The sequence below is a fragment of the Candidatus Lokiarchaeota archaeon genome (assembly GCA_014730275.1).
Lineage (GTDB): Archaea > Asgardarchaeota > Thorarchaeia > Thorarchaeales > Thorarchaeaceae > WJIL01.
Genome location: WJIL01000142.1, coordinates 1 through 26124 on the forward strand (window position 1 = coordinate 1; position 26124 = coordinate 26124).

General features: G+C 45.1%; 20 protein-coding genes. 12 read left to right on the forward strand and 8 right to left on the reverse strand.

Going from position 1 to position 26124, the window contains the following annotated elements:
* Positions 1-506 (reverse strand): DUF340 domain-containing protein (locus GF309_15855; protein ID MBD3160253.1); only part of this gene is annotated, 506 nt, incomplete at its 3' end.
* 142 nt (positions 507-648) lie between these two features.
* Here GF309_15855 and GF309_15860 point away from each other — a divergent pair.
* On the forward strand, positions 649-951 hold the full coding sequence (locus tag GF309_15860; GenBank protein ID MBD3160254.1) for a 4Fe-4S dicluster domain-containing protein: 303 nt from the start codon (positions 649-651) through the stop codon (positions 949-951).
* Between the two features lie 24 nt (positions 952-975).
* On the opposite strand, the gene GF309_15865 is transcribed toward GF309_15860, so the two are convergent.
* Positions 976-1710: a ZIP family metal transporter gene (locus GF309_15865; GenBank protein MBD3160255.1), complete on the reverse strand. Its 735-nt coding sequence runs from the start codon at positions 1708-1710 to the stop codon at positions 976-978.
* Positions 1711-1767: 57 nt separating this feature from the next.
* Positions 1768-1920 (reverse strand): hypothetical protein, encoded by a 153-nt coding sequence (locus GF309_15870; protein ID MBD3160256.1) that lies wholly within the window; start codon positions 1918-1920, stop codon positions 1768-1770.
* Between the two features lie 495 nt (positions 1921-2415).
* Here GF309_15870 and GF309_15875 point away from each other — a divergent pair, with 495 nt between their 5' ends.
* The 9 genes from GF309_15875 to GF309_15915 all read left to right on the forward strand — a co-directional run bounded on the left by GF309_15875 (position 2416) and on the right by GF309_15915 (position 19255).
* Positions 2416-7023, forward strand: coding sequence for a hypothetical protein (locus GF309_15875; GenBank protein ID MBD3160257.1), 4608 nt, complete (start codon positions 2416-2418; stop codon positions 7021-7023).
* Complete coding sequence (locus GF309_15880; GenBank protein ID MBD3160258.1) at positions 7020-12878, forward strand: hypothetical protein; 5859 nt, start codon at positions 7020-7022, stop codon at positions 12876-12878. The genes GF309_15875 and GF309_15880 overlap by 4 nt, the downstream gene beginning before the upstream one ends.
* A 2-nt stretch (positions 12879-12880) precedes the next feature.
* Positions 12881-14680, forward strand: coding sequence for a hypothetical protein (locus tag GF309_15885; GenBank protein MBD3160259.1), 1800 nt, complete (start codon positions 12881-12883; stop codon positions 14678-14680).
* A gap of 129 nt (positions 14681-14809) precedes the next feature.
* Positions 14810-15247, forward strand: a complete 438-nt coding sequence (locus tag GF309_15890) for a DUF3795 domain-containing protein (GenBank protein ID MBD3160260.1) — start codon at positions 14810-14812, stop codon at positions 15245-15247.
* Between the two features lie 19 nt (positions 15248-15266).
* Positions 15267-15707 (forward strand): DUF488 family protein, encoded by a 441-nt coding sequence (locus GF309_15895; GenBank protein ID MBD3160261.1) that lies wholly within the window; start codon positions 15267-15269, stop codon positions 15705-15707.
* An 80-nt stretch (positions 15708-15787) separates the two neighbouring features.
* Complete coding sequence (locus GF309_15900; protein MBD3160262.1) at positions 15788-17125, forward strand: hypothetical protein; 1338 nt, start codon at positions 15788-15790, stop codon at positions 17123-17125.
* A gap of 157 nt (positions 17126-17282) precedes the next feature.
* The gene (locus GF309_15905; protein ID MBD3160263.1) at positions 17283-17519 is read left to right on the forward strand and encodes a hypothetical protein; all 237 of its coding nucleotides are present in this window, start codon (positions 17283-17285) and stop codon (positions 17517-17519) included.
* On the forward strand, positions 17512-18609 hold the full coding sequence (locus GF309_15910; protein MBD3160264.1) for a hypothetical protein: 1098 nt from the start codon (positions 17512-17514) through the stop codon (positions 18607-18609). The genes GF309_15905 and GF309_15910 overlap by 8 nt, the downstream gene beginning before the upstream one ends.
* A gap of 91 nt (positions 18610-18700) precedes the next feature.
* On the forward strand, positions 18701-19255 hold the full coding sequence (locus tag GF309_15915; protein ID MBD3160265.1) for a hypothetical protein: 555 nt from the start codon (positions 18701-18703) through the stop codon (positions 19253-19255).
* Positions 19256-19291: 36 nt separating this feature from the next.
* On the opposite strand, the gene GF309_15920 is transcribed toward GF309_15915, so the two are convergent.
* Genes GF309_15920 through GF309_15935 form a run of 4 tightly spaced genes read right to left on the reverse strand, consistent with a single transcriptional unit; the run spans position 19292 to position 22802 of the window.
* Positions 19292-20815, reverse strand: coding sequence for a DUF2254 domain-containing protein (locus GF309_15920; protein MBD3160266.1), 1524 nt, complete (start codon positions 20813-20815; stop codon positions 19292-19294).
* Positions 20691-21743 carry an adenosine deaminase gene (add, locus tag GF309_15925; GenBank protein MBD3160267.1) on the reverse strand — a complete coding sequence of 351 codons (1053 nt, stop codon included), beginning with the start codon at positions 21741-21743 and terminating at the stop codon, positions 20691-20693. The genes GF309_15920 and add overlap by 125 nt, the downstream gene beginning before the upstream one ends.
* Positions 21744-21771: 28 nt before the next feature.
* Complete coding sequence (locus tag GF309_15930) at positions 21772-22407, reverse strand: DUF1295 domain-containing protein (GenBank protein ID MBD3160268.1); 636 nt, start codon at positions 22405-22407, stop codon at positions 21772-21774.
* Positions 22404-22802 (reverse strand): methylated-DNA--[protein]-cysteine S-methyltransferase, encoded by a 399-nt coding sequence (locus tag GF309_15935; protein MBD3160269.1) that lies wholly within the window; start codon positions 22800-22802, stop codon positions 22404-22406. The genes GF309_15930 and GF309_15935 overlap by 4 nt, the downstream gene beginning before the upstream one ends.
* A 100-nt stretch (positions 22803-22902) precedes the next feature.
* On the opposite strand from GF309_15935, the gene GF309_15940 reads away from it, so the two are divergent.
* Positions 22903-23691: a TSUP family transporter gene (locus GF309_15940; GenBank protein MBD3160270.1), complete on the forward strand. Its 789-nt coding sequence runs from the start codon at positions 22903-22905 to the stop codon at positions 23689-23691.
* A gap of 172 nt (positions 23692-23863) precedes the next feature.
* Positions 23864-24025: a hypothetical protein gene (locus GF309_15945; GenBank protein ID MBD3160271.1), complete on the forward strand. Its 162-nt coding sequence runs from the start codon at positions 23864-23866 to the stop codon at positions 24023-24025.
* A gap of 42 nt (positions 24026-24067) precedes the next feature.
* On the opposite strand, the gene GF309_15950 is transcribed toward GF309_15945, so the two are convergent.
* A complete protein-coding gene (locus tag GF309_15950; protein MBD3160272.1) occupies positions 24068-25822 on the reverse strand; it encodes a hypothetical protein in 1755 nt (584 codons plus the stop codon).
* Positions 25823-26124: the final 302 nt, after the last annotated feature.

Sequence of the window (26124 nt, forward strand, 5' to 3'; positions counted from 1 at the left end):
AGGAGACGTGATTGGGTATTCTGCAAAACGTCTTTCTTTCTTCCAATATCCATGCCAAATCCGAAAAGCAGGAAAGCTAGTGCATAGGTTGTTACTAGGCTTACATAGCCTAGAAGAGAATCAGGGACTAGAAAGAAACCTACAAGAATCCCAACGAGAACAGAAGCCAAAACAAGCAAGGTTGTTGAACGCTCATCTCCAGCATCCTCCAACCTGTCATTGCTTTCTGACATTTCGAAAGAAACCACGGAGGCGAAAGCTTTGACAAATACTAGGCTTAGCGCGATGGTGAATATTGCAATAACTAATGCGGAGATTCCAATCGTTCCTAGACTACTCATTACAGTATTGTTTGCTCCGACTTGAGTGCCCATCGCTGCAAGAAGAAGAACGAGCCCTCCTGTTGTTATTTTGCTGGTGGCATTGTAGATTACTTGCGGCAGCTTACCAGAGTAGCCAAGTGCAAAGCCAAGAATGAGACAGGCCAGTACAAGTAGGATATTCATGCTAAATCACTCTGACATGCTGTCCGTGTGGAGCACTGCCTTTTGTATTGGGCTAATAACCTGTCGGTGTGTTTGTTGACGTATCGAAAACCTATTACACCTTCAGTTCAATATTCATCATACGCACAGAATTGAATTGACGATGAAAGGACGTAGAGGAAGAAGATCGGGACGACGAAGGAATCGTAGACCAAGGCGCTTATCTCGAATTGGGGTACAACGAGCTGCTTACCCATCCCGTACCGTAGTACAAACCCGTACAGATAGCACACAGATTCAGGAGCCCACTGTAGACACGTCAAAGTGTGTGGGTTGTGGCATATGTGCTGAGAACTGTCCTACTGGTGCAATAAGCATCGTTAACGGTAAGGCTCAGATTGATTATTCGAAATGCGAAAATTGTGGAGTCTGCATTAAAGTTTGCTCGCAAAATGCGATTAGCTGAATCTGGTTACCCCCTTATCATCTATCAAGCGAACATAGATTCCATGATCATCATTAGTATGAACCCGATGATGAGACCTGTTGTTGCAGTGCTTTCGTGTCCTGCAGAATGGCTTTCAGGGACCATTTCATCGCTTACGACGTAAATCATGGCTCCTGCTGCAAATCCCAATCCAAAGGGGATAAGCCCTGCAATTGATGAAACTAGAATCACCCCAATAACCGCTCCAACTGGTTCTGCTAGACCTGCAAGAATCGAGTAGATGAATGGCTTCGACCTCGATTCGCACTCGATAGTCAAAGGAGCACAGATGGCCATACCTTCTGGGATGTTATGTAATCCAATAGCCAGAGCTATGGCAAACCCGGTGGCAACATCGCCAGAACCAAAGGCAACACCTACTGCCAACCCCTCTGGAAAATTGTGAATGGCCATCGCAATAGCTGGTAACCAGGCACCGGATCTGGTCGTTTCTATGCCCTCGTGTCTCGAGTCATGAACATGTGGAATAGTATGGTCTGCTAGGAATAAGACAAGCGCTCCCATAGCAAATGATCCAGACACAATCCACACTCCTGCCATTTCAAGGGCAGGAACAAGAAGGCTGAGCATGACTACTGCAAGCATGACGCCTGCTGCAAACCCTACCCAGAAATCAAGATTTTTTCTGCTTGGTTTTCGTTTGGCTATAATTGGTAAAGCCCCTATTCCAGTAGCTAAGCCGGCGGCCATACTTATCAAAAGCGCGAGTTCTAGCATGCTAAATTCTAACTGCAAATGAATCAGTTGATTGAATCTCCATTCTACATAAGTTCGTTATGTTATCTCAGATTGCTTGCAATACATAATGGTAATCAACTCATCATCTTCCATCGGTCTGTAAATCAGCATTTCAGGAGTTAGCTGAATCACGAAGGAGACTAGGCTGCAAATGGGCCGGGAGTCATAATCAGATTCACTTCTTACCATACTATGGGGCACTACCTGATGTAGAGAATAGAAATCACTAGATTTGGCAGGGGGTCATTATTACCTTCATAACTGCGGTTGATGGTGTACTTGTACTCCTGGTTCTTGTAATATTTACCAAAGAACATGAGTCTGACCAGAGCAGAATCTTCTAACATACTCAGATATGGTTACAGAACTACTTCTGCAAAACGAATGTTGCATTCAGGGGTCATTTTGACGGAATTCTTTAAAAGGGCTACTCACCTAAGTCGTTGTTTGGAGATATGTCCCACTGGACAACCGGTTGGACATAAAGAAAGCAGGAATAGGCAATTGCCGCGTGAAGTTCCAATGATCCCACTAATTGCGATAGATCATGAAAATCCGGTGAGCACGTCACCTAATTTTGATTGATAATTGTATATTCATACATGGGTTGATAGAGACCGTTCATCTGGCGATTTCTCGTCGCTTTTGCCATCTTTCTAATCTCACAACAAAGCAGAAGGATGTATGGGATTGCCACGACCGTTCATATCGAAATGCCAACGCACTATGCTCATTCTTACTATTGTATTCACACTCATTTCTATGAGTTGTCTCAGCATTCCTGCAGTACCGAGAGAAAGGAGTACTGAATCAACGCCTGATGATTACAGCAAGTCTCGAATCGTGATATTTCACGATTCTAGTCAAACTCAAATCGCTCCCTATATATTTTCCATCCAGCAGATTCTGTTATCTTGCGGAATGGATTCGGAAAAGGCAAGTGTTGATAATCCCTTGGCTCTGGAATACGAGGTTGCATCAAGGCATTCAGGAATTTCAATCTACGCCCTTGAAAGCAGTATCGAGGGTATTCTTGTGGGTGGAGAGAAGATTTCTTGGGAGCGGATGGCCAACACTATTGAAAAGATTCCTGAGATACACCACGTTTTCGGCATTGGGAATGCGTATCTTATGGAAGACCATCTTAGTTCGGTTGATAACGTGTACTTCGAAGAATGCGATGTTGTAGATCTTCGATTAACAGTTCTATATGCGGCTTGGAGTACGGCCGAAATACTCTCCACTTCTGATAATCCTCAAGAGCGGGCAGCAAGTAAGGATCTCAGAAAAGTCGTACTGAAAGACGTCTGTGAGAATATCAACGAATTGATGTCCAGTAGCATTATGCCCCAAAACTATACGGGAGAAAAGATTTCCGAGGAACCGAACAATCCAAAGCTAAGGGAGACTTGGGCCCGTGAAATTCCACAATACTCCGAGAGCGGCGAATCTCTGAATCCTTTGATGCGTTTAGCTGCTGATAATGACAGTGAAGACTACATAAAGCTGAGAAAGATGAGCCCTGATAGTGGAATTGGGGGACCTATCGGGTGGCTAATCGAAGAGGTACTCTATGCACTCGTCGACGAAGGGCTTGATAGTCTTGAAATGCATGTTGATGCGGCCGCGCAAATTGTAAACTATGTATCGGATGTTGTTAACGAAACGAAGGCAAAAGTAGTGACATGGTTCGAAGGTAAGAACATCACTATTTCCGGCTATGATTTCAAGTCGGGTCTCCCTGAATTGCTTCCAAAAGAGATGTTTGAACTGTGGACACTGGGCGATTCTCTAATCAATGATGCATTCTACAAGGTTGATGATTGGGTTGGCGATTATGTAGAGCAGATTATCAATACCCCAGTGCAGACCAAACTCAAGGGTCTCACTCCAGTTTTCTTATTCAGACTTGGAACACCAATTAACTTGGGAAGCAACTTTGCAAGCTTTGGAGCTGTTCTCCGGGTAAAGCTCTTACCCGACTTTGAAGTGGATAAGGCCTTCTTTGAGGCGTTTATGAATCAAGCTATATTTGGATCAAAGAACTTGACCAAGATGTCTGATACCGAGACCGCTTTCATAGAGGTGCGCAAGTTCATCGATATCATTCCAGTTATGGACCTAGAAATGGGGATTTGTGCATTTCTGCCAATAGGCAACTCATGGACGGAAGGAATACTCGGAGATTTTGATATCCACTTCTTTGGGTCTGCGAGTATACAACTTGCTTTCCCACCAATTGATGCCTCGGGTACTGAGAGATCATTTATTGATGTTAGAGCATGGGCTCTCAAATTTGAGCTAGACGCAGAATACAGTCTTTCAGTAAAAGCATTCTTAGGTCCTGCATCCGTAGGTGGCGCAATTATAGGCACCATAATGGAATACGTTGAAGAACTTCTGAGTATGACTTTGACACTGACACTTTCTGTTATCTTCGAAATTAGTAAGAAGTACGCAGGCCAGGGATTACCAGCTAAATCAACAATTCTCGTAGATGTTGTGATTGGTGTTGTACTGAATATTCGTATTCTCGTAGCTGTTTTCAGGGGTTCTTTCCAAGTTGGAACAAGATTCGAACAGACTACCGGCGGAACGAATCAAAGTACAATGGCCCAGCTGGCAGATGAAGAGGGTCAGTTTGTGACCAGTTCATCAGGTGTCAGTACTCTTGGTGTCTATTTCACATTATACTGTTCGCTTTATTTGGGAATCGATTTATTTGCCATAAGCTTTGGAACCGATTTTGGAGGCCCTTGGACTGAGACTTGGGATATCTCAGGGTCATGGGGTTCACCTGACTATGGCAGTAATGCCGCAGATCTAACTGATACTGATGGGGACGGGCTTCCAGATGACTTTGAAAACAGAATGAATACAATCTATGGTGGAACCTATTTGAATCCATCTTCCAGTGATACCGATGGCGATGGTCTCAATGATAAGCTAGAACTTGAAATCAATACCTTTCCTAATGATGTTGATAGCGATGATGATGGATTGAATGACTACGCTGAGAAGTATACGTGGCTAACCAATCCATTGCTAAACGACACTGAATGGGACAATGTTACTGACTATGATGAGTGTATCATCTATAACACAAATCCTCTGCTTGTTGATACCGATGCAGATGGGTTACATGATTGGTATGAAATCAATACAGTATATGACATATCCAATGTGCAGAACACGTACGGTTTTGTTGATGGTGTTGAGATAGGTGGCGCTACCTATAATGATCGAACTGATCCTCTCTCCCCGGATACTGACAATGACGGACTACTTGACGGCGATGAGTGGAAAAACGGAGTTCAATATGCTAATCAGTCACTGATTGATGCGTTTTCGTATGTTAAGATGAACTGGACGCATCCGTTGGATAAAGATACCGATGACGATTCTGTGGTATGGGAATGGAAAGACAGCGATTGGAAACCACAACATGACAACTTCTTATGGGATTGGAATGACGGAAAAGAGGTACACGGCGAGTACTTCACCCTTGAAGATGAAGAGGGATATCCCGAGGTTCAACTGGTAAAGACCAATCCGTGCCATCCCGATACCGATAATGACACCTACGGCATTACTGTGTTCAATACTGATACTGCTGAGCTTACTCAGGTTCCCCCCTCAGATCCTACGGACGGCGACACAGATCACGATGGACTGATTGATGGCAGGGAGAAAATTGCAGCTGGCTATTCCGGCACTTTCTACGCTGATCCAGATACTGATGATGACCACCTCCCTGACTACGAAGATGTTATTCTTCCGACGGACCAACGAGACCCAGATACTGATGATGATCTGGTTCTTGATGGTGATGAGTACTACACATATGGAACCGATCCTTGCAATAATGATACTGACTTAGATGGCCTTACAGACGGTGAAGAACTGTTCTTCTTCTATTCCAATCCCAATGTCAGAGATTCGGATTTTGATGGCGTGGATGATGGCGAAGAGATACTCCTCTATCTAACAGATCCGCTAGTAAATGACACTGACGGAGACGGATTAGCAGACGGTTACGAAATTCTGGTTTCAAAAACTGATCCAAGGGTTTTCGACACGGATGAAGATGGGCTTGGTGACGGGGCCGAACTGAACGTCTGGAATACAAATCCGCTCGATTGGGACACAGATGGCGACTCGATGACTCAGCTCACAGAACACGGTAATATGACCTTCCCATGGGGAGACGGAGCTGAGGTAGAATATGGGACGGATCCGACTGAGATTGATAGTGACTCTGATGGTCTATCAGATGCACAGGAGCTTTACATAGCGGATGGGGGGCCAACCTTCAACGCCATTCCTCTTGATCCGTTGGATAACGATACAGACAATGACAATCTCGAAGATGGTAAGGAGCTCATTGTTGAAAATGTCACACTCATCACGTATCCATATGTTGGTCTTCAGATGCGCTTGCGATGGGGCTCTTGTCCGGTTCTGAATGATACTGATGATGACGGTTTGCGAGATGACCTTGAAGTTGAATATTCGTGTGACCCCGCGGACAAAGATACCGACAACGACATGATTACTGACTATGCTGAGATATTCCTCACGAATACAAACCCTCTAACAAATGATACCGATGGTGACGAAATTCCAGACAATGTTGAAGCAAAGAATGTCACTACACTTAGTGCCACAATGCTTGCTAGCGAAGCAAAGAATAGCTTCATAATTGCAAATCAAGAGTTCTGGCCGCTATTCCCAACATCTGCCACGGATAGTGATAGTGATGATGATCTTCTGCCTGATGGCATCGAGTATCTATACAATACGAATCCGCTGGATAATGATACGAATGAAAACGGAATTCTTGACGGATACGAATATGATGCAGATGAAGACGGCCTTTCAGATGGCGAGGAATTCTATATTGCAGAAACCTGGAATGGACCTCTTCCCATAAGGAATGGCTCCTGGTATGCAGATCCCGGAGGCTTCATGAATCCTGATTCCGATGGTGACGGCTTGAACGATGGTGACGAAGTACATACCCATGGTACCGATCCCACTTCATCGGATTCTGACGGGGACGGAATGTCCGATTACGAGGAGGTACAACTTGGAGAGAATCCAGTTGTTCCTGTTACTCAGGGGCTCTCAAAATGGGTGCTTCTAGGCATCGGCATTGCTGGTGGATTTGCCGTGGGAATAATTGCTGAAACATCAGTTATTCTGTTGCGGCGGAGGCGGGAGAAGAAATCTGGGAAATCCAAAAAGAAATCGAAAAAGAAGAAGTCTTCCAAAGGAGGTGGAAAGAAGTGAAATCAATAACAACAAAGCTATTTGTGCTTGGTATTGTCGTACTGATGTTTGTATCTACAATTCCATTTGATACACCCCTTTCCCAATCTGAATCAGATGGTAATTATCCTGAAGCCCCGATTCTACCTGATATGGCACCCGATGTCCCTCCACCGGGACAAATGAATCTTACAAATGATTACCAGAAAATATGGGAACCAAATGCGATTCGGGGATCCACTCATGGTGTAGCCGCTACACCTAGCAAGAACCTAGTTGCAGTTGCCGGTGGCTGGCTTTCAGACAAGGAGGTTCATGTCTACCGTTGGAGCTCAGTAAGAAATGAGTATTACCATGTGTGGGATAGTGGAGATGGTGTAATCCAAGATGATGTTCTTTCTGTAGCTATTGATGATGCTGACAATAACGGTAGGTACGAGATTGTGGCCGGATGTGCAGACGGAAGAATCTACGTTTTCGAGCAAATTGGTGTGGAAGAGGGCATCTATTACTTCGATTTTGCTGATAACAAGTTCGAGCTTGTTTGGGACAGTGGAAACATAATCGATAAACAAGTCTGGTCCGTGACAACTGGAGATTTGAATAACGATGGTTTCACGGAGATTATTGCTGGGGCTTGGGACTCCCGTGTTTACGTGTTCAAACTCCACATGTCATCAGATTATCCTCAATGTCCTGAGCACTACATGGAATTTGAGCTCGTGTGGCACAGTGGAGACTGGATAGACAGTCGGGTTTATGATGTTGAGATGGGCGATACCGATCGCGATTTCCGAGAAGAAATCATAGCTTCCAGTCACAATGGAAAAGTGTACATATTCGAGCACATTCCATGCTGGCCCTATAACTTCGATTACGCTTGGGATAGCGGAAACACCATGTACAATCCTGTTAGGTCCATTGCCGTAAGCAATGATCTGGACTCCGATCAATATGGCGAAATCGTTGCTACTAGCTATGGGCTCGGTGTGTTTCTATTCAACTATGATTCTACGCTCCAAGATTACTCGAGCATGAAACTGAATCGCCCGATTTCCACTTGGGAAAAGGGCTCTCTCCCAACAACAGGAAAATATCTGGGGGCGGAAGCTGACGAGTATATTGACAAGAAAGTATGGGGCTGGGAAGAACATGGAATCTATGAACCTGCTGATATTCCCTATCCGTGGAGCTCAGAGCACATTGGTGGTGCTTCTGCTATAGGTGGTCCCCTAGATGGTAATTTCACTACTTTTGATGCTACAGAGAGCTATGTCTACCTTGATTCATGGGACTTCGTTCAGGGAAATGAAACTGGAGAATTCATGGCTCCCTATGATATGGAGTTTGACCAAGACTATAATGCATATGTTATCGATCCCGTGAACCAGCGTGTGACAAAATTGTCCCCAGAAGGCATAATACTGAATTCTTGGGGCGAACATGGGAATGAATCTGGACAGTTCTACATGCCATATGGCCTCTGCGTTGATAGCTTTGGAAATGTGTACGTAGCTGACACCCTAAACAACAGAGTTCAGAAGTTCTCATCTGATGGCGTATTCCTGAATCAATGGGGTGAACAAGGTGCCGAGCTCGGGCAGTTCAGTATGCCAGTCGATGTTGATGTTGGACCCGAAAACTCCCTTTTTGTTCTCGATGCCAACAATAGTCGAATACAGAAAATCAATCAAGAGAACGGGTCAGTCATTACGACTTGGGGAGTAAACGGTTCAGCGGCGGGCGAATTCTATCAGCCTTTTGGTATTCGAATAAGTTCGGAAGGTATTGTGTATGTCGCTGATACTGGCAACAATAGAATCCAGGTTTTTGACCTTGAAGGCTCATTTTTGTTCGAGTGGGGCCAATTAGGTACCGGGCCTGGAGACTTCGACCAGCCTAGCAGTCTGGCAATCGATGATCACGGTCAAGTTTACGTAACCGATCATGTCAATGATCGAATTCAGAAGTTCCGTTCCGATGGTGGATTTATAGCTGAATGGGGGACTGAAGGATCCGCTGCAGGTGAATTCCAAGGACCGAAGGGAATCGATATCGCTCAAGACAAATCTATCTGTATTATTGATTCAGGAAACACAAGAATGCAGAGATTTGGTCTCCCCAGCTATGAATTCGTTGCTTCATTTGGAAGTCAAGGAAATGAAACTGGACAGTTCGATACTGTCTTTGCAATTGATTTTGATGCTGAAGGCAATATGTACGTATCCGACAGCTACAACTATCGGATTCAGAAATTTGGCCCAGATGGCAGTTTCATTACTTCTTGGCCAGTTCCAGATGCTGGTGGTGAAGGTACAGCTGTTCCACATGGCATTGCTGTTCATCCTGCCGGGGAAATCTATGTGGTTGACAGATATGGTAACAGAGTAATCATCTTCGATGGTGATGGAACAGTATTGGATTCTTTTGGTGATGGTGGAAGCGATCCCGGATACTTCGACGACCCCATTGATATTGAGATTGATGTGGAAGGCTCAATCTACGTAAGTGACCTCTATAATGACAGGATACAAGTATTTGATAGCGATGGAGCCTTCCAGCGAATTATCGGTTCTCCAGGAAGCACTATAGGAGAGCTGGATAACCCATATGGTTTAGATATTGGCCCTGATGGGCACCTGTATGTTGGCGAAGTTGCGAACAATAGAGCTCAGGAATTCTTCCTCAATGGAACTCCTGTGACAATATGGGACAGTTCTGGAGCTAACGTTCACGATGTGTTGATGTCTTATGATGGTTCTCTGTATACGACTGATGCCATGAATGGAAGAATTTATCGATATGCGCCTGGCGGCACTCAAATAAGCGTAACCGAAGGCAAGGTTGGCGATTTCCTAAGTAATGCCGACCTAGGATTACCTCACACTCTCAAGATGGATGCCGATGGAGATATCCATGTTGCTAGCTTGCTTATCTCTCAGATAATCGAGATTCGTCCCGAATATGATTTGCGAGATTCGGCCACAGCGGTAGCAGATTTCGGTGAGTACGAAGCCCTAACCGGAGATGGTACCGAAAACTCCGATTTGTATCTATACTTCCAAGGTTCGGATGTGGAACTCGATAACATTCAGCTGAAATTGTCGCCTGAAGGCAAGAATTTCACCCCAATCAAATCAGAGAACTTGGCGAAGACATTCTTCTTTGGTTACTCCGTTGTAAGAGCTGACATCGATCCTCTTCTAAGGGATATGAAGTGGCGGGAGATTCGTTATGTCGATATATCTGTTTTCGGCGGGGCAACCTATGAACTGGATGGTGGGGCTGGAACTGTAGCTCGCCCTATCGATTCCGCTCTTGTCGTGACTACTGGCCATATTGATCAAACCGTATCTGGTGATGATACTGAGGAGATTATTATCGGAACTGCCAGTGGTGCCGTGATGGCGTATAACGGAGAAACTGGAGCACAAATCTGGGAAAGCCATACGAATACTCCACGTTTCTCATTTGGAACTGGTGTCTGGGATATAGTCGAACTAAATGAACAAGGTCGGATGCCTACTTTCGTCTTTGATGAAACGGTGATATCAGATGCATCCATCCCCTCGCCTACTTTCTCCTTCGTAAGATTCCACGGTTACACTATGGGCGATATCGATGGAACTGACGCACTTGACTTGCTGGTTACTATCCAAGACGGCGGAATATCTCGATTGCTATACTTCAGAAACACCGGAACTAATGATGAACCTGTTTGGTCCTACCAATCTGGCTACTGGCCAGCTCACTCCTCATCGGATACTAATCAGTTTGCTAGCTGGGCCAGCCCTACGCTTGCGGACCTAGATAATGATGGTGATCTTGATTTAGTCGTGGTTGATGGTGGAAACGATATTGACACCGGTGCGCACATTATATACATCAGATACTTCGAGAGAACCTCCTCCAGTTATTGGACCGAAAGAGCTGACAAATTCCCCGGGCCAGAAGGATTAGCCGATGATGATGACCTTCTGCCAAAACTTTCATTCCATGATATGGATGGTGATGGTGACCTTGATTTGACGATGGGCCTGAATGCAACTCTCTATTACTTCCAGCACCTAGGTAGTGGTGGTAGTTTCTCCTGGATGCGTGATGATTCATTCTACGAGGATATCAATGAAGCCATTCCCAACACTCTAGCATTCGATAAGGTTGCCTTTTCTGACTTCGATTTGGATAACGACTTTGACTTGACAGTATCTCATGGTCCATGGCTGTCCAATCATTCGGATTACCTTCTTTATCCAAATGCATCATGGTTTACTTATTTCGAGAATACTGGGACACTAACAGGGCCCCAGTGGAAACGGTGCAGGTCCATGTATGAACCCGATTTCAGGGGAACTCCACTGGACCCACAGAAAGGCCATCTTGAAATCTCGATGGTCGATATGAATGGGGATGGTCTTCTAGATATAGTTGGTATACAAGATAGTAAGATTCAATGCTATTATGCAAGTCTTGATCACAATAGCTACATGGTTGCTACTTATCCGTATATCCATATGCTTGAGGTTGATAAGCGGTCAACCTCTTGGGGATATGACGCGTATGATTCATGGGATAATAGCGAAATCACGGATTACTGGACTTATTCCATTCAGTTTGGAGATACTGATTCGGACGGAAAGAAAGAAGTCATAGTTGGTTCGTTTGATAACAACATATACACCTTCGAACAAGTAGCAAATAACACATATCGAAGAGCTTGGCGTTCCAATGATATTGTTCATGATATGACAATTGGTTTCAATACCTACACCCTATGGGATGATGTTAGAGATCTAGTTCTCGATGACCAAGATAACGATGGCAAGCAGGAAATTATAGCCGTTGCAGGAGAAAGGCTGCTTGTTTTCGAGAACGTAGATGATGATTCCTGCCAGCTAATATGGAATAGCGGCTCAATGATTCAAGAAGAAATGGGTATGCCTTCACCTTCCTATTCCGAGATACCTGTTGTTACAGAAGTTGCCGCACACAAGGATATGGATGATGATGGTCAAAGTGAAATCGTAGTTGCCTCGAACGAATGGCTGATTGTTTTTGAGCATGAAGCAAACAACAGCTACAATGTTGTATGGTCATGGAAACACACCACACACGAAGGTGGTGAGCCGATAATCCATGATCTTCTGACCGGAGATTCGGATGGAGACGGAAAGCCGGAAATGCTATTGGTTGGTGCAGATACGTACGAGGATGAGTATGGTACTGTAGACATGGCTCAAGGGTTCCTTACAATCTGGGAGACCGTTGTGAACGAAACAGGCCATTTCCAAGATGATACCTTCCAAATGGTCTTTGATGTGGGGACATTGCAGTCCAGCTACAATAAGATTAGAATGGCTGATTACGATAACAACGGAAAAATCGAGTTGTTTGTTGGATCCGGCATTGGAATCGATATTTGGATGAATGATGGCGACAATAGTTTTGCTGACGGGCCATTACTGACAACAGAGAAAGCGGTTACTGCCCTTGCCCTAGGAAATACCGATGGCGACAGCTCAAGGGAGATAATCGCGGGCATTGGCAAGAAGATAGCTGTACTGGAACAGAACCATAGCTATCCTCTGACTTCCCATTATTACGACCGGGTTTGGAATAGCACTACATTAGGCAATACTGTAACCGATATCGTGATTGGAGATACGAACCGCAACAATCGTTTGGAGATTCTAGCTACTGCAGCAGAGGGCTATCTGTATTCGTTTGAATGGTCGGCTAATCTAACTGTGCAGGCAGCTGAACCAGCTTCGTTATTGATATCCCTCGAATCATCCTCTGTCTGTCGCCTTGGTCTTCTACAACGTGCTCATCAAAAATGGCAGACTATCCCTGCTGTAAGAAGGGAGGTGCTCTGAAAATGAATAAGAAGACACGCTATTGCTTGACAATCATTGTGACCCTGAGTATAATGTCCCTCGCAATCATTCCCCCATCGGACCCATTTAGAGGCTTCTCGCTTTCTGAAGATGAGATTAAATCTCTGATTGCGGAGCGATTTGACCAGTGGCCTTTGGCTTTTGGTGAAGATGAAACCGAGATAATTGACACAGTCTTATCAAAGGCACTTCAATCAAAGGCAATTCCAGCTTCTTGGAGCATGGATTATGAATATCGTCACACTTTCAACTTCACCAACAGTGAAGGGGTATTTGGCGAAATGGTTATGACGGAAGAAGAGGTTCATGATAACTTAAGGAACTACGTATTTCAACTTCTCTACGGTGATCTTCAAACAGCATGTGAAGTGAGCGTTCTTGATATCATGTTGCTTCGAGTTTTCGATTCGCTCATCCTTGATTGGTTACCAATCGAGTTCATGGGATTTTGCAACGGTTTTGCGCAGGCTTCCCGTGATTTCTATCTTGATCCATCAGAGATTCCATTGGGCAAAGATTGGGCGTACGAATTACCCTCCCCTGATCCAAATGAGACCATAGCTCGCCAAACACACGGAGATGTTAGTGAGTCATTGATAAAAGAATACGTGCTTTGGAAAGGTTCTGGGGCATTTTTCAATCCAAACCATCTACTCAATTGGTTATCCATCTATCTTGGAATTCCTCTTCATGAAGGCGGGACCAATAACGATCAGGAATACTTGGAGATGACTCAGCTCATGAAGAAGGGTAGTCCCTCCTATTGTCCTGTTGCCCTTCTTCTGACTGCCCCTTGTTGGGCAGATGGTTCAGCTTCGAACAGCCATTTCGTGCTTGCGTACGATTATGAAACGAATAGTAATGGATCACGTACTATCTATATCTACAACAATCATGATCGTTATACGTCAAATGATGATATCTACGACGACTGGATTTTGCTGAAGAATGACGGAACTTTCAGTGGCACACACCGAGATCCTAGCAAAGGCTGGACGAGGATGGCCGCCTATCCCAAAACAGCAGAATACAACAGTATACTGACCGCCTTGATTGAGCTATTGCCCAAGGTACTTCAGTTCTCCGTGCTGAGCCCTGTTGATATACATATCAGCGATCCTCTTGGCCGCACTATTGGACCCAATAAGAACGGTGAAATTGACCTGGAATTCCCGGCTGTTTATACCGAAAATGACGGTCACAAAACCATACTGATGCCTTACGTTCCAGGGCTTCCCTACAATGTGAACCTCACAGGTACTGATACAGGTAATTACACAATGCGGGTAAGCAGGGTTGTAGATGATGAAATCATTACCCAAGAAATGCAAGGCACAACCCACGAAGGTGAATTAGATTCCTATTCTGTACGTGTAGAGGGGAATGGTATCGACCTTGGTCGTCAAGGTGTTACTCTATCGTTACCTGAAATCCTTTCAGCTACGATGCTTGATCTTTCATGGACACAGTATACGGAAAGTGATTTTCTGCGATATGAAATCTATCAGTCAAGGTCAGTTGACAACATTGGTGAATTGGTGGCCGAAATAGATGATCCAGATACAACTTCCACAAGGATTTCGGATCTGAAAGCTCAGGAGAGTTACTTCTTTACGATACGAGTGATAACCACTGGAGATACTCATTACGACTCGAACAAAGTTGGGGCAATAATGCCCGAAAGCACGGGTTATCTCTTGTGGATTGTAGCCGGTGCAGGTGGAATTGCTGTTCTTATGGTCATCGTTGCAGTCCGAAGAAAGAGAAAATCAAGGGGGTAGTTTAGCCCCCCGTTCTTCATTATGAGAAACTGATTGAATCGAACTCTCTCTTTGGTGAAGTCAAACATACATTGCGTAGATGATAGCCAATATATCGTGATAGACTATTCTTCCCCATTGGAGAGGATTATGGGTAGAACCGTTGAAGACATATCGATATGCGGCCAACGTCTTTGCAGTCAGTGTGATTATCATACAGGTGTTATCGTGGATGCTGCCCAGAATCTTCTTACTTACGCAGATCGGCACGGATCTATGGCTCTTATAATAGAGAATTCCACGGGATATGACTACAGGAGCTTTATGCAGGTGCTTCAGTGGTTCGCAAATCAAGATGAGCCATGCGGGGGATGTCGAACCGGGGGCGGCTGGTCATGGTGGCCAGATTGTCCAGTTCGCGAGTGTTGCTTATCAAAGGAGATTTATTTCTGTTTCAAGTGCGGAGAATTCCCGTGTGATGCCCTCCTTGAAGGAGACTTGCTTGAACGAAAGAAGAACATCATTGCTGCTAATAAGATAATAGGATCAATTGGGGTTGCGGAGTGGCTTAAACGTCTTAAGGTCTGAAAGAAGTAGATTTTTTGCGATGAGTAAGATGAAGATATTCACCCTTGGTCATTCTAACAGGTCGCTGGAGGAATTCATGAAACTCCTTGAAATCGACAGGATTGATATCTTAGTTGATGTCCGGCGGTTTCCGCATTCACGTAGGCACCCTCAATTCAACCGAGAAAACCTTAGAGAGACATTGCTGTCCAATGATGTGGATTACAAGTGGATGGGTGAATCGTTAGGAGGGTTTCGTGATGGAGGATATGAAGAATACATGAAGTCCGACGCTTTCAAACAAGGCATAGAAACCATTATTGAATTGGCTTCTGACAATGTCATTGCTCTCATGTGTGCGGAGAAGGACTGGACCCGTTGTCATCGGGAGCATATAAGCAACCATCTCGCAGAACGAGGCCATGAAGTAATCCACATTCTGGATGAGACAGAGAAATACACGCATCCGTCTCTGGTTTAGTGTGCTTTTGTTCTTTGACTTCTCCAGTAATATCGGTGGGTTTCTTAAGCTCCGATTGATTTGTTCAATTGTGACGAACCGTGACTTCAGAAACAGGCTCAGTACTATGTGGTAGAGACCTGTTGGAGCATTTCGAGAGTATCTCACTGGACGATAGTTGGTCTTTTGCTGAATGCAGCAGATTGGATACGAACAAATGGACCCACGGTTACCATCGTTATCCGGCCAAATTCATTCCACAAATCGTGGAGCGGCTTTTTAATCAATACTTGGAAGATGAATACGCACACATCAATGACCCATTTTTTGGCAGTGGAACTACCATCGTGAGCGCAGTTTCAAGAGGCCACTTTGCCAGTGGGACGGATATCAATGGTATTGCCCTATTGATGACAAAGGTGAAGTCCACCCCTATCGAGCCATATTATCTGGAACGAAACGTTGAATCTTTCTTGAGCAGGATAGAGGTTCTAGGAACACCTCAGGAAACACTGTTGGATTCTTCTGTTGAGCCATTGATTCCAACAAACAATCTTGAGAGAATTGATTACTGGTTTGAGCCCGAAAACAAACTGCTGTTGGGCAAGATACTTCGAATCATAAAAGAGCACGACGATACACGAATACGGGATTTCCTACTTGTCGGATTTAGTCACATTTTGAAAAACTGTTCAATATGGCTTCAGAGCAGTACGAAGCCGACTAGAGATATGGACAAAGACCCTCGAAGACCGTATCCAGCACTCCGTAGACATTTGCATAAGATGCTTCGTGGAAACCAAGCTTACTACGATATGGTTCCTTCTAATGTGCGAGAGAATCCGGAGTCATATCTCGATATTCGGATTGGAGATGCTCGTTATCAAGAAGTGGATGATGAAAGCGTAGATTTGATTGTGAGTTCTAGCCCCTATGTCACAAGCTATGAATACGCGGATCTCCATCAGCTTTCAACAATCTGGCTTGATTTTGCTGAAGATTATAGAGACTACAGAGAGGATTTTATCGGAACAGCGCATAGGGAGCCTGAGAATCGCGAACTGAAAAGCACAATTGGGAAGACGATTGTGGATGACCTTCGGGAAGAAAGCCAACGAACATCGGATGCTGTGCAGATTTTCTTCGCTGACATGGATCAAGTTTTCGAAGAGAGCTATCGGATTCTCAAATATGGTGGAAGATGCTGTTATGTCATCGGTAATACAACCCTCAAAGGGGTCGATATACTCAACGCACAAGTCTTTGCTGAAAGCGTACAACGGTGTGGTTTCGAGCTGGATCGAATCATCAAGAGACCTATACCCACAAAGATTCTACCACAGACTCGAGACAAAGAAACAGGGCAATTCACTAGTAGAGACGAGGCAACAGCTGAAGCCTATCCTTCCGAGTATATTGTGATAGGACTAAAGCAGTAGCTCCTCAGGATAGAAGAGTATCTTCGCTGCTATGCTTCTAGTACAATCTGCAATCACCAGAAAGCTTAGTTGATGGTAAAGACAGGAAGTAGCAAAGAAATCTGCTGGTTGAGGCTACGAGATCATAGCAAAGAGAGATTAGAAAGGAGAGACCCTTGTGACCGAAGAAACTGATAGAACAGTTGATTGCATTGGATTGGCCTGCCCACAGCCCTTGCTCAGGACGCGTGTTGCACTAGGCAAGATGGAAGCCGGCGAGATTCTGGAAGTGCTTGCTGACGATCCTGACGCCAAGAAAGACATTACAGGTCTGGTACGCCGACTCGACCACACGCTCCTAGATTTCTCTGAGGAAGATGCTATTCTCAGATTCTTGATACGCAAGAATGACTGAATCAAATCTGAGTTTCGGAGGATTAGAAGGAATGGATAACTCGAAACCAAAAGACCTCTCTGATGATGAACTTACATACTACTCACGCCAATTCATTCTCGATGAAATCGGCTACGTAGGACAGCTCCGATTGAAGGGTAGTACAGCTACTATCGTTGGCCTTGGGGGGTTAGGAACTCCCGCAGCAACCCAGCTAGCAGCTATGGGCGTTGGCCATCTCCGAGTAATAGACCGAGACGTCGTTAGTATGTCGAATCTTCACCGTCAGCATCTCTATACCGCTGCTGATGTTGGATATCCCAAGGTGGAAGTGGCCGCTAAACGCCTTGAAGCTATGAACCCACATATAGATGTAGAACCAATACCATGGTCTGTTCACAAGGATAGTGTTGAAGATTTCATACGGGATGCCGATGTGGTTGTCGATGGCCTAGACAATCTTTCGGCTCGCTTCTTAGTAAACCGGGCATGCCAGAAACACGGCGTACCGTATGTCTTTGCGGGAGCAATCCAAACCTATGGCAGTATTTCAACACTGGTTCCTGGAGAAACACCCTGCTTGGAATGTTTCTACTCTGGGATGAATGATGAAGATCTACCAAAATGCGCTGTTGTGGGTGTTCATCCGGCACTCTTGGGTGTAATATCTAATATTGAGGTTTCTGAAGCTGTTCACATCATCACAGGCAAAGAGCCAAATCTTGCTGGAAAACTCGCATATTTTGATATTTCAAATCTGAGCTATGACTCGGTTGATATCCGTAAAGCCTCCTCGTGTCCCGTCTGTGGCGAAGAACCCTCTGGAGAACTACAACCTGTTGAATACCACGAAGTAGAGGAGCTGTGTGGACGCGGAGGCCGTCGCACTTTTGTGGTCCAGCCACTTGAAAGACAGAAACTGAATTTGAATGATATCAAAACTCAAGCCTTGGATCGGAATTTCGAGATGCTGGTAGAAGGCGATCTTGGAGTAACTTTCAAAATCCCTCTAACCGGCATCGTAAGTGTTTTGGAAAGTGGCATCATAATCTACGTTGGTGCAGACGACAAGACCCAAGTTCGAAACTTCTATGACGTATTTCTAGAATAGATGAATAGATTCTGATTTGTACTTGGATTTCTTTTTGCAATGGTTTATCTGAATGCAATAGATATATGGTATGCCGCAGATGTGATTCAAGATGAACAGAAAAACAGCTGGAGTAGTTGTTGTTATAATCATTGCAGCCGCTGCCATTGCACCAATTGCTATCTATGGTTTGGAGGTTGATGTTGCAACTGTGAGTATGGGCCTGAATGTGAGTGGAGGTCCCCTTGGAGCTCTCGAGAAATCATCAGCTCAAATTCCGGACTTTGGTGTGGGATTGACTCAGGTACAGATCAACGTCGAATCGATGAATGCGTATCAGTACATGCTTTCGGGAGTGACAGGCCGGACGGAAGTGGAAGAGGAGACCCCCGACGATGGAGCAGTTGTTGATATCACCATCACCATTACCCTTCAGACTCCCTCCAACGAGACAATTGAAATCACTTTGACCCCGGGAAATGCCGAGGGAACTGGCGAAAAAATAGTTGAAACCACCTTGGGTCCTGATGAAGGTGTAGCAACCTCGGGAGAATTTCATCTATCGATTGTTATTATGATCAAAATAACTCCTCCCGGCTTCGATGAACCAATAGTGGATCTTGACTTGGAACCAGTGAATCGTACTTTCACCATTCCCCAGCAGTGAAATCCGTAGTCTGATAGTCTAAAATGAATCAAGCTGTTATGTCTGGTCAAGCGCCTGCATAGCAGCCTGATATCTTTCTTCTATATCTTCACGGTCGAGTTTCTCTGGAATCTCTTGTTGGCTGGCACGGCGAAGCATTTCTGCCTGTCTTGACAGTGTTACTCTTTGTTCTTTAGTCTGCGTGTGCGGAGCAATCGTCTTGATTGCCTCTAGTAGGCGAATGGTGACTGCAACGTTTGAGTATCCATTCTGCCGGATTTGATTGAATGCAGCCTCAATAATTCCTGCGAACGTTAGCGGGTCCGTAATCACACGCAATCTGTCTTCGCTATCATAATGATATCCAGCCGGAATGCTTCGCTTAACTAGCTCTGAAAGACCTGAGGCTAGCTGGTCAATACATGCCATTGCAGTGAATGGGTCATTTATGCCTGGGGAGAGCGCGCGAACAGCGATTTCGACAAGTTGATTCACTGTAAACTCCACATCGTTTATGCGCAAGCGCTGGTCACCTATGATGAATGCATCAACGATTTCGTTCGTTATTTCATTGATGGAATGTTCTCCAGGGGTAATACTGACAAGTTCGCCCGCTTTTGTAACGAAATCCCCGGGGCGCCGCGCAATGCGCATCGTGAGATCATGCTTCTCCGCGATTTTCACCAGTGCTTCAGAATCTACCGCCTGTAGATAACCACTCGTTTGGGATTCTATGAAGGACTCGGTTTCTTCTTTGCACGCTTTTGTGAGGTCTCTTTCATCTCTCAATGCATATTGATAGATGGTGTAGTCTATGGATTCGGGGAAAAGCCGTTTGATGGCATCTTCAAGGTCCCGACCAACCTCCGCAATGATATGTTCTGCCTGCAATGAAGTAGAAACGTGATGAAAGAAATATACAAGCACGACCACACTTATCATGGCTAAAATGATTGCAACAAACAATGAGAAACTAGGAATGAAAACCGCTCCTGGGCTAGTATCCACACTTCGTAACACGAAGAGACAGTAGGTGTATGTCGAGATAAATGTTCCAAGGACAACTTGGTTACCTCGATCTCGCAGAAAGGTACTGAGCAATCTGGGACCATACTGGCTGGATGCTTGTACAAGCGCAACTATGGTGATAGAGAAGACTACCCCTGTGGTGCCAATCATTGACCCTGCAACAGTAGAAAGAAACGAATATGCCCCCTCCGTATCGGCAACATCTATCCATCCTAGGATATCTTCTAGGCGGACAGCATATGCTTCATCAATCGCAACACACACAAAGGAGAGCACGATTGAAATCACTACCATGATTGCGGGTATGAACCAATATGTGGCCTTGAGTTTCTCGTAATAGGTGGGTAATTTCGACCGCATCATGGCAATTTCATCCCAAGTTCTTTCATTCTGAACAGATAGTATTAGCAACCAGCTTCTATTATTCTTACGACTCTTGCTCTTTGAGTCTTTTAAGGTCCAGTTGTTCAGAGATATTTCTATAGGTTTCCCTGAATTCCTTTCTGAGTACTTCTTTTTGCCCCTCCGACAGAAAAGACGCCTCGACAGCATTAAGCGAAAGCTGAAACAGGTCGTCTATCTGAAAATCAAGTTCTCTATGCAATTCCTTGTATTCGTTGTTCAGATTAGTCTGGAACAGAGTCGGGTCATCACTATTCACTGTAACAAGTAAGCCATGGTCATAAAATTCGCGAATAGGATGCCTTTCCATTGACTCAACTGCCCTTGTTCGAAGATTACTTACTGGACAAGATTCGATGGCTATGTCGTGTTCCTTCATGTATTTCATCAAGTCGGGATCATCTATCGCGGATACAGCATGACCCACCCTCTCAACATCAAGATACTTGATTGCATCCCATATTGACTTCGGACCAGCAGCTTCTCCTGCATGAGCGACCAAGTGAAGTCCCATCTGCTTTGCTCTTTCATATACCGACTCGAATGGCTGAGGCGGGAATTTGTGTTCACTACCCCCTATATCCACCGAAACGATATTCTCTGGTTTTCTTTCGATGGCATCAAGTGTTTGCATTGCTGTATCGGGCCCAAAGTTCCGCACAAGATCAATCCTGATGTCGGCTAGTATTCCAAAATCTCGGTGGGCTCTCTCGGTTCCTCTGTCAATCGCATCAAGCATATCCTCAAAATCCAGTCCTTCTCGCACATGGTCTATGGACGAGAAACTCAGTTCTACGTATCGAATATTCTGATTCGCACAATCCTCAAGCACTTCATGAGCTAACCTTTCGAAATGCCTTTCATGTTGAATAAGCCCAATGAGTTGGCTATATACTTCGATGAAATGCCCAAAATTCTGATACCGGAACAACTTCTGCATTTTCTCTTGGCTGTTGTAGGGAGTGTCTATATCCTCGGCTTTGATGATTTGAACTAGTGTTTTGGGTCGCACAGCTCCTAATAGATGGATGTGCAACTCGGCCTTCGGAAGATGCCGAATCGCTTCAAGAGTATTCATCCACTGTATCTCCCATTCGATTCATGTATCAAGGAATTTTGGGAAACAGACGGCCAGTCTCTTTCATGTAGTTCTCGTATTCCTCACCAAACTCCTCAATCATCATTTTTTCCTCGTTGAAGATTCTCTTGTATGTGAAAGGCATCGAGATTATGAAGATTAGAAGAAGCAACCAGTTCCCAGAGATGAACACTAGTGCGATATCAAGGAGGACATGTGCACTGTATATTGGATGACGAACTCTTCCGTATGGTCCCTCTTTGATCAGCTTTTGCTCTTGTGATGTCTCCAGCATTGCAGAGTAGTTCTCCCGAAGTACGTGATGTGCCCAAAACACGTAGGCAATTGAGATACTGCCTAGGATCACCCCAAGAGCCCGCAATTCAGTAATGAGGGGAATATACGACCAAGCAATGATATCTAAATCGAGCAGATACATTGCTGCAATTGTTATGTATATCCAAAAAACTACCAAGAGTAGAAATGAACTAGCTTTGCCTTCTTCCCTTATTGCCTGTAGACGTTCACTACGGGATTTCTTCCCGAACTTGGTCTTCCTGACGTAATAGCCTCGGATGCCCCAGAATAGAACGAAAGTGAACAGGAAGGTAATCCGAAAAAGCATGTCGGTTTTCTCCTTTCCATATCGACTATTTACCCTCATTCGTCGCTAGGCCAGAGTATGTCATCGCATAACTGAACCTTTCCATTGCTTATCGGTACATCCTCGTCTTCCACCTGTTTTCTCCTTTCCGCTGCTCTTTTTTCATCGCCCCCGAAGCTGCCATCATTCTTGACAACACGGTGACAGGGGACAACAGGATGTAGCGGATTCTTATGAAGTGTATTTCCGACGGCACGGTACGCGTTGGGTCTTCCGATCTTCTTAGCTATCCGGCCATACGTACTAACCTTTCCTTCTGGAATCCTATAGGTTGCCAGATAAACATCCTTCTCGAATTCAGTCCTATCTGCCAGAAATCGTCTGATGTCTTCTTCAGTTTTGACTTCACTCTTATCCATCATAGTGTTACAGTTATCGCCCGGGTATTTATTCAATTCCACTTGGGGTGAGCGTACTTCGACCTGTAATTGATTATCATATCAAAAGAGACATAATCTCGTGCAGAATTGAATGAGAAAAGCGAGGTAACACGTCATGCAAACGTGGGTCAATCCAACGATATCCGTTCTACTGCTGTTGGCCGCTCTTGGATTCCTCGGTGGTTTCGTTGACAATGCCTTTGGAATGGGCTACAGCCTTCTTACACCTATCTTCCTCTTTCTTGGCTTTAATCCCCTCCTAGTTGTACCCACTCTTTTGCTCTCACAAACGGTTGCTGGCCTTTCGGGTTCCGTCTTTCACCATCTCTACAAGAATGTGGATTTCAGGGAACGTGATGGCAGACAAACGAGAATCTATCTTCTCTTCACAGGGACCGGCGTAGCTGGTGCAATACTATCCGCTACTTTGGCAGTGACCCTACCGCAATGGTTCATGCTACTCTATATCGGCCTTATGTTGCTGATTGTTGGGATTATTGTTCGTTTCAAGATCAATTTCACCGGAGGATGGTGGAAAATGTACGCAGCCAGCGCGATTGGCGGTTTCAACAAAGCAATCGCAGGTGGGGGATATGGTCCACTTGTGACGAGTGTGCAAATCATGTGTGGCAGTAAAGTGAAAAGCTCGGTTGGAACCACTCAGTTTTCAGAAGCTACAATCTCCTCAATCGGTTTTATAATCTATTATGTACTCAACGGCGGATTTGCACTTATTCCGGTTATCCAGTCGATGGTCGTGTTGGTTGTTACCGGTGCTGTGGCAGCTCCTATGGGCGCATTGCTTGTCAAGCGACTAGATGAACATATGGCACGTAAGGCGGTGGGTGTGAGCTCGATTATTCTGGGTATCATCACTCTTGGCAGGTTTCTCCTTCTCTGGTAACCCCCCTCATATGTCACTCCTGTCACAGTCCTTGAAATAGGGAAGAATGCCTTCAAAATCATCATCGAAACAAGCAAACGTTAGGATAATGTTTTAATCTCCACTCATTTGGCTCGGAATTGATATTGTTCTCCATCCACTCATCTTCGAGAACAAACCGCGGCTGCTGATCGTGCTGAAATCTGAGACACTAAAGGGCCGTTCAAAGGTGTATCTTCTCGGAGCTCTTACTGGTGCAATGGCAGGAATAGGAGCAGTTGTGTTCCGCTATCTCATTCTCTACCCAAGTTACTTGTTCGCTGCAATCCCGAACGCGATTGGCCTATTAGGTTAGATTGAACAGAGGGGAAGAACCCCCTCTGCTATTCTATTGAAATTACTTACCTCTCTTCTTGAGCAACATCTGCACTACTAACACAAGCACTATACCTCCAGCCAGTCCAATGAAAAGGCCATAGGCAGCCATGATGTTAGACAGGGATTCTCCAATCGCCCCAATGGCATCAGGATTGAGCACCTCATATTCGATAGAACTGGATACCTCATTCCCCGCACCGTCAATCGCTACAAATGTGACAGTGTAATCACCATTCTCTAGGGCTGTGGTATCCCACTCGAAAGATGCTGAGCTGCTTGATGCGTCGTCGACTAGGTCACCATCAACATAGAATTGAATCTCACTGATACCGCTGGCTGCATCGTTTGCTGTGATGTTAAATGAGATTATCCCTTTCACAGGCTGCGCTGGGGAAGGTGCATAGACGTTTATTGTTGGAGCTTGGGTATCAGCCACATCATATGACAGCGGGTCTGTGTCTGATCCGATTGAAGATTCCTGACCGAAGGTATCGTATGCTGCTATGTAGTAGAGCACAGTCTTTCCGTATTCCTGAGTGGGTATGGATCCAGAATACAGCATGCCTTCGGGAGACATGTTGACAGCTGTCCAAGACTGAGCGCCACTGAAAGCGGCAGTATCCTCGACGGCATAATACAACGTAGCGTTCTCAACACCAGTTACATCAGTGCAAACCAATGATACTGTGACCTCTTCTCCGTATTCCGGCGCCGTTGGATTCACTTGCAGTCCGTATATGAGGGGTGATGCTACGTCATTCTGTACGTCGATTGTTACATTGTCCGTAGCTATGTTTCCTGCAGCATCATAAGCAAAAGCTCCAATGTCTTTCGTGCCATTGCTTGTCATTCTCGAGTCCCAAATGAACTCGAACGGAGCCGAGCTGTCATTGTAGATGAGCATCTCTCCTTGCCACACCTCTAGATACACTAGGCCGCTCGATCCGCTACCCGGGTCTTCTGCTGCGATTTCGAATTGCACATTTCCTTCGACCATAACACCTTCGCCAGGGCTGGATATCTCGACCGCAGGATCCACACTGTCAGCGGAGATGTAGCTGTAGTATGCTCCTTCGTTATCATCTGTATCCTGCATACCTGCTGTATCAGTAACTTGAACATAGTACTCCCTTTCAAGCCCGTAAGCAAGTTCTGGCAGGGTGGCTGTCCACTTTCCGAAGTTGTACTCGGCTTCCACCGTAATCCACGAACCGTCATCTCGGTAGAGAACATTGACCAAATCAATTGTCGCAAGATTGTCTGTTGCTTGGACATCGACACCAGCTGTTTCGTGATACTCTGGTACTGCGGGGCTCAAGGCAACTGACTGAATCTCCGGTCCTTTCATGTCCTGAAAATGAATCTCATCAAACAGTACTGAAATCCTTCCACTTGCCTCTCCCCGAACATAAAGAACGATTTGTGTTAGGTTCCAGCTATGAAGGCCCAAGCTTGCATTCAAATCATGTGTGATATTGCGATTGATATTATTCCAAGTACCTGTTGTATTGAAACCATCCACTTTGTAGACTGCGCTGCTGGAATCGTTATTCAGGTTGTAGTTGTTGGTTCCCAGCATGTAGTAGAGGTAGTAACCCCCTTCGAGCCTCAGTTGGATATATGCATATGAGTATCCGGAATCAACCGAAATCTCATCCAATCTCCACCAGAAATCCGTGTATGTCCACCGGTCAATTTCCAAAGTGCATGGTCGGTAAATCGCTTGTGTGCTATCAGATGTTAGTGTGGCATTAGCGGCATAATCACCTATCATTGAGTCGGATGATAGGCTCCATGATGCCAGACCATAAAGGCCATGCAGGGATGTTTTGTGCCCAGCCGTAATCGACTTCGAATCCTGGATCTCCAGCGGGATAGGCATTGAACACGTATCGATCCAGGAGGAGTGTGGCTGATGAATTTGCTTCTTCGCCTTGTTCGACCGTGAATTCTCCTTGGTTGAAGTTGACTTGTGTGATGTTGAAATCTAAAGCGACCTGATAGAGGTCAATTTCAAAGTGATTCCACACCCCCCGTTCGCCAAAGCCTGGCGCTGCTACGTGGTAGTTTGCATAT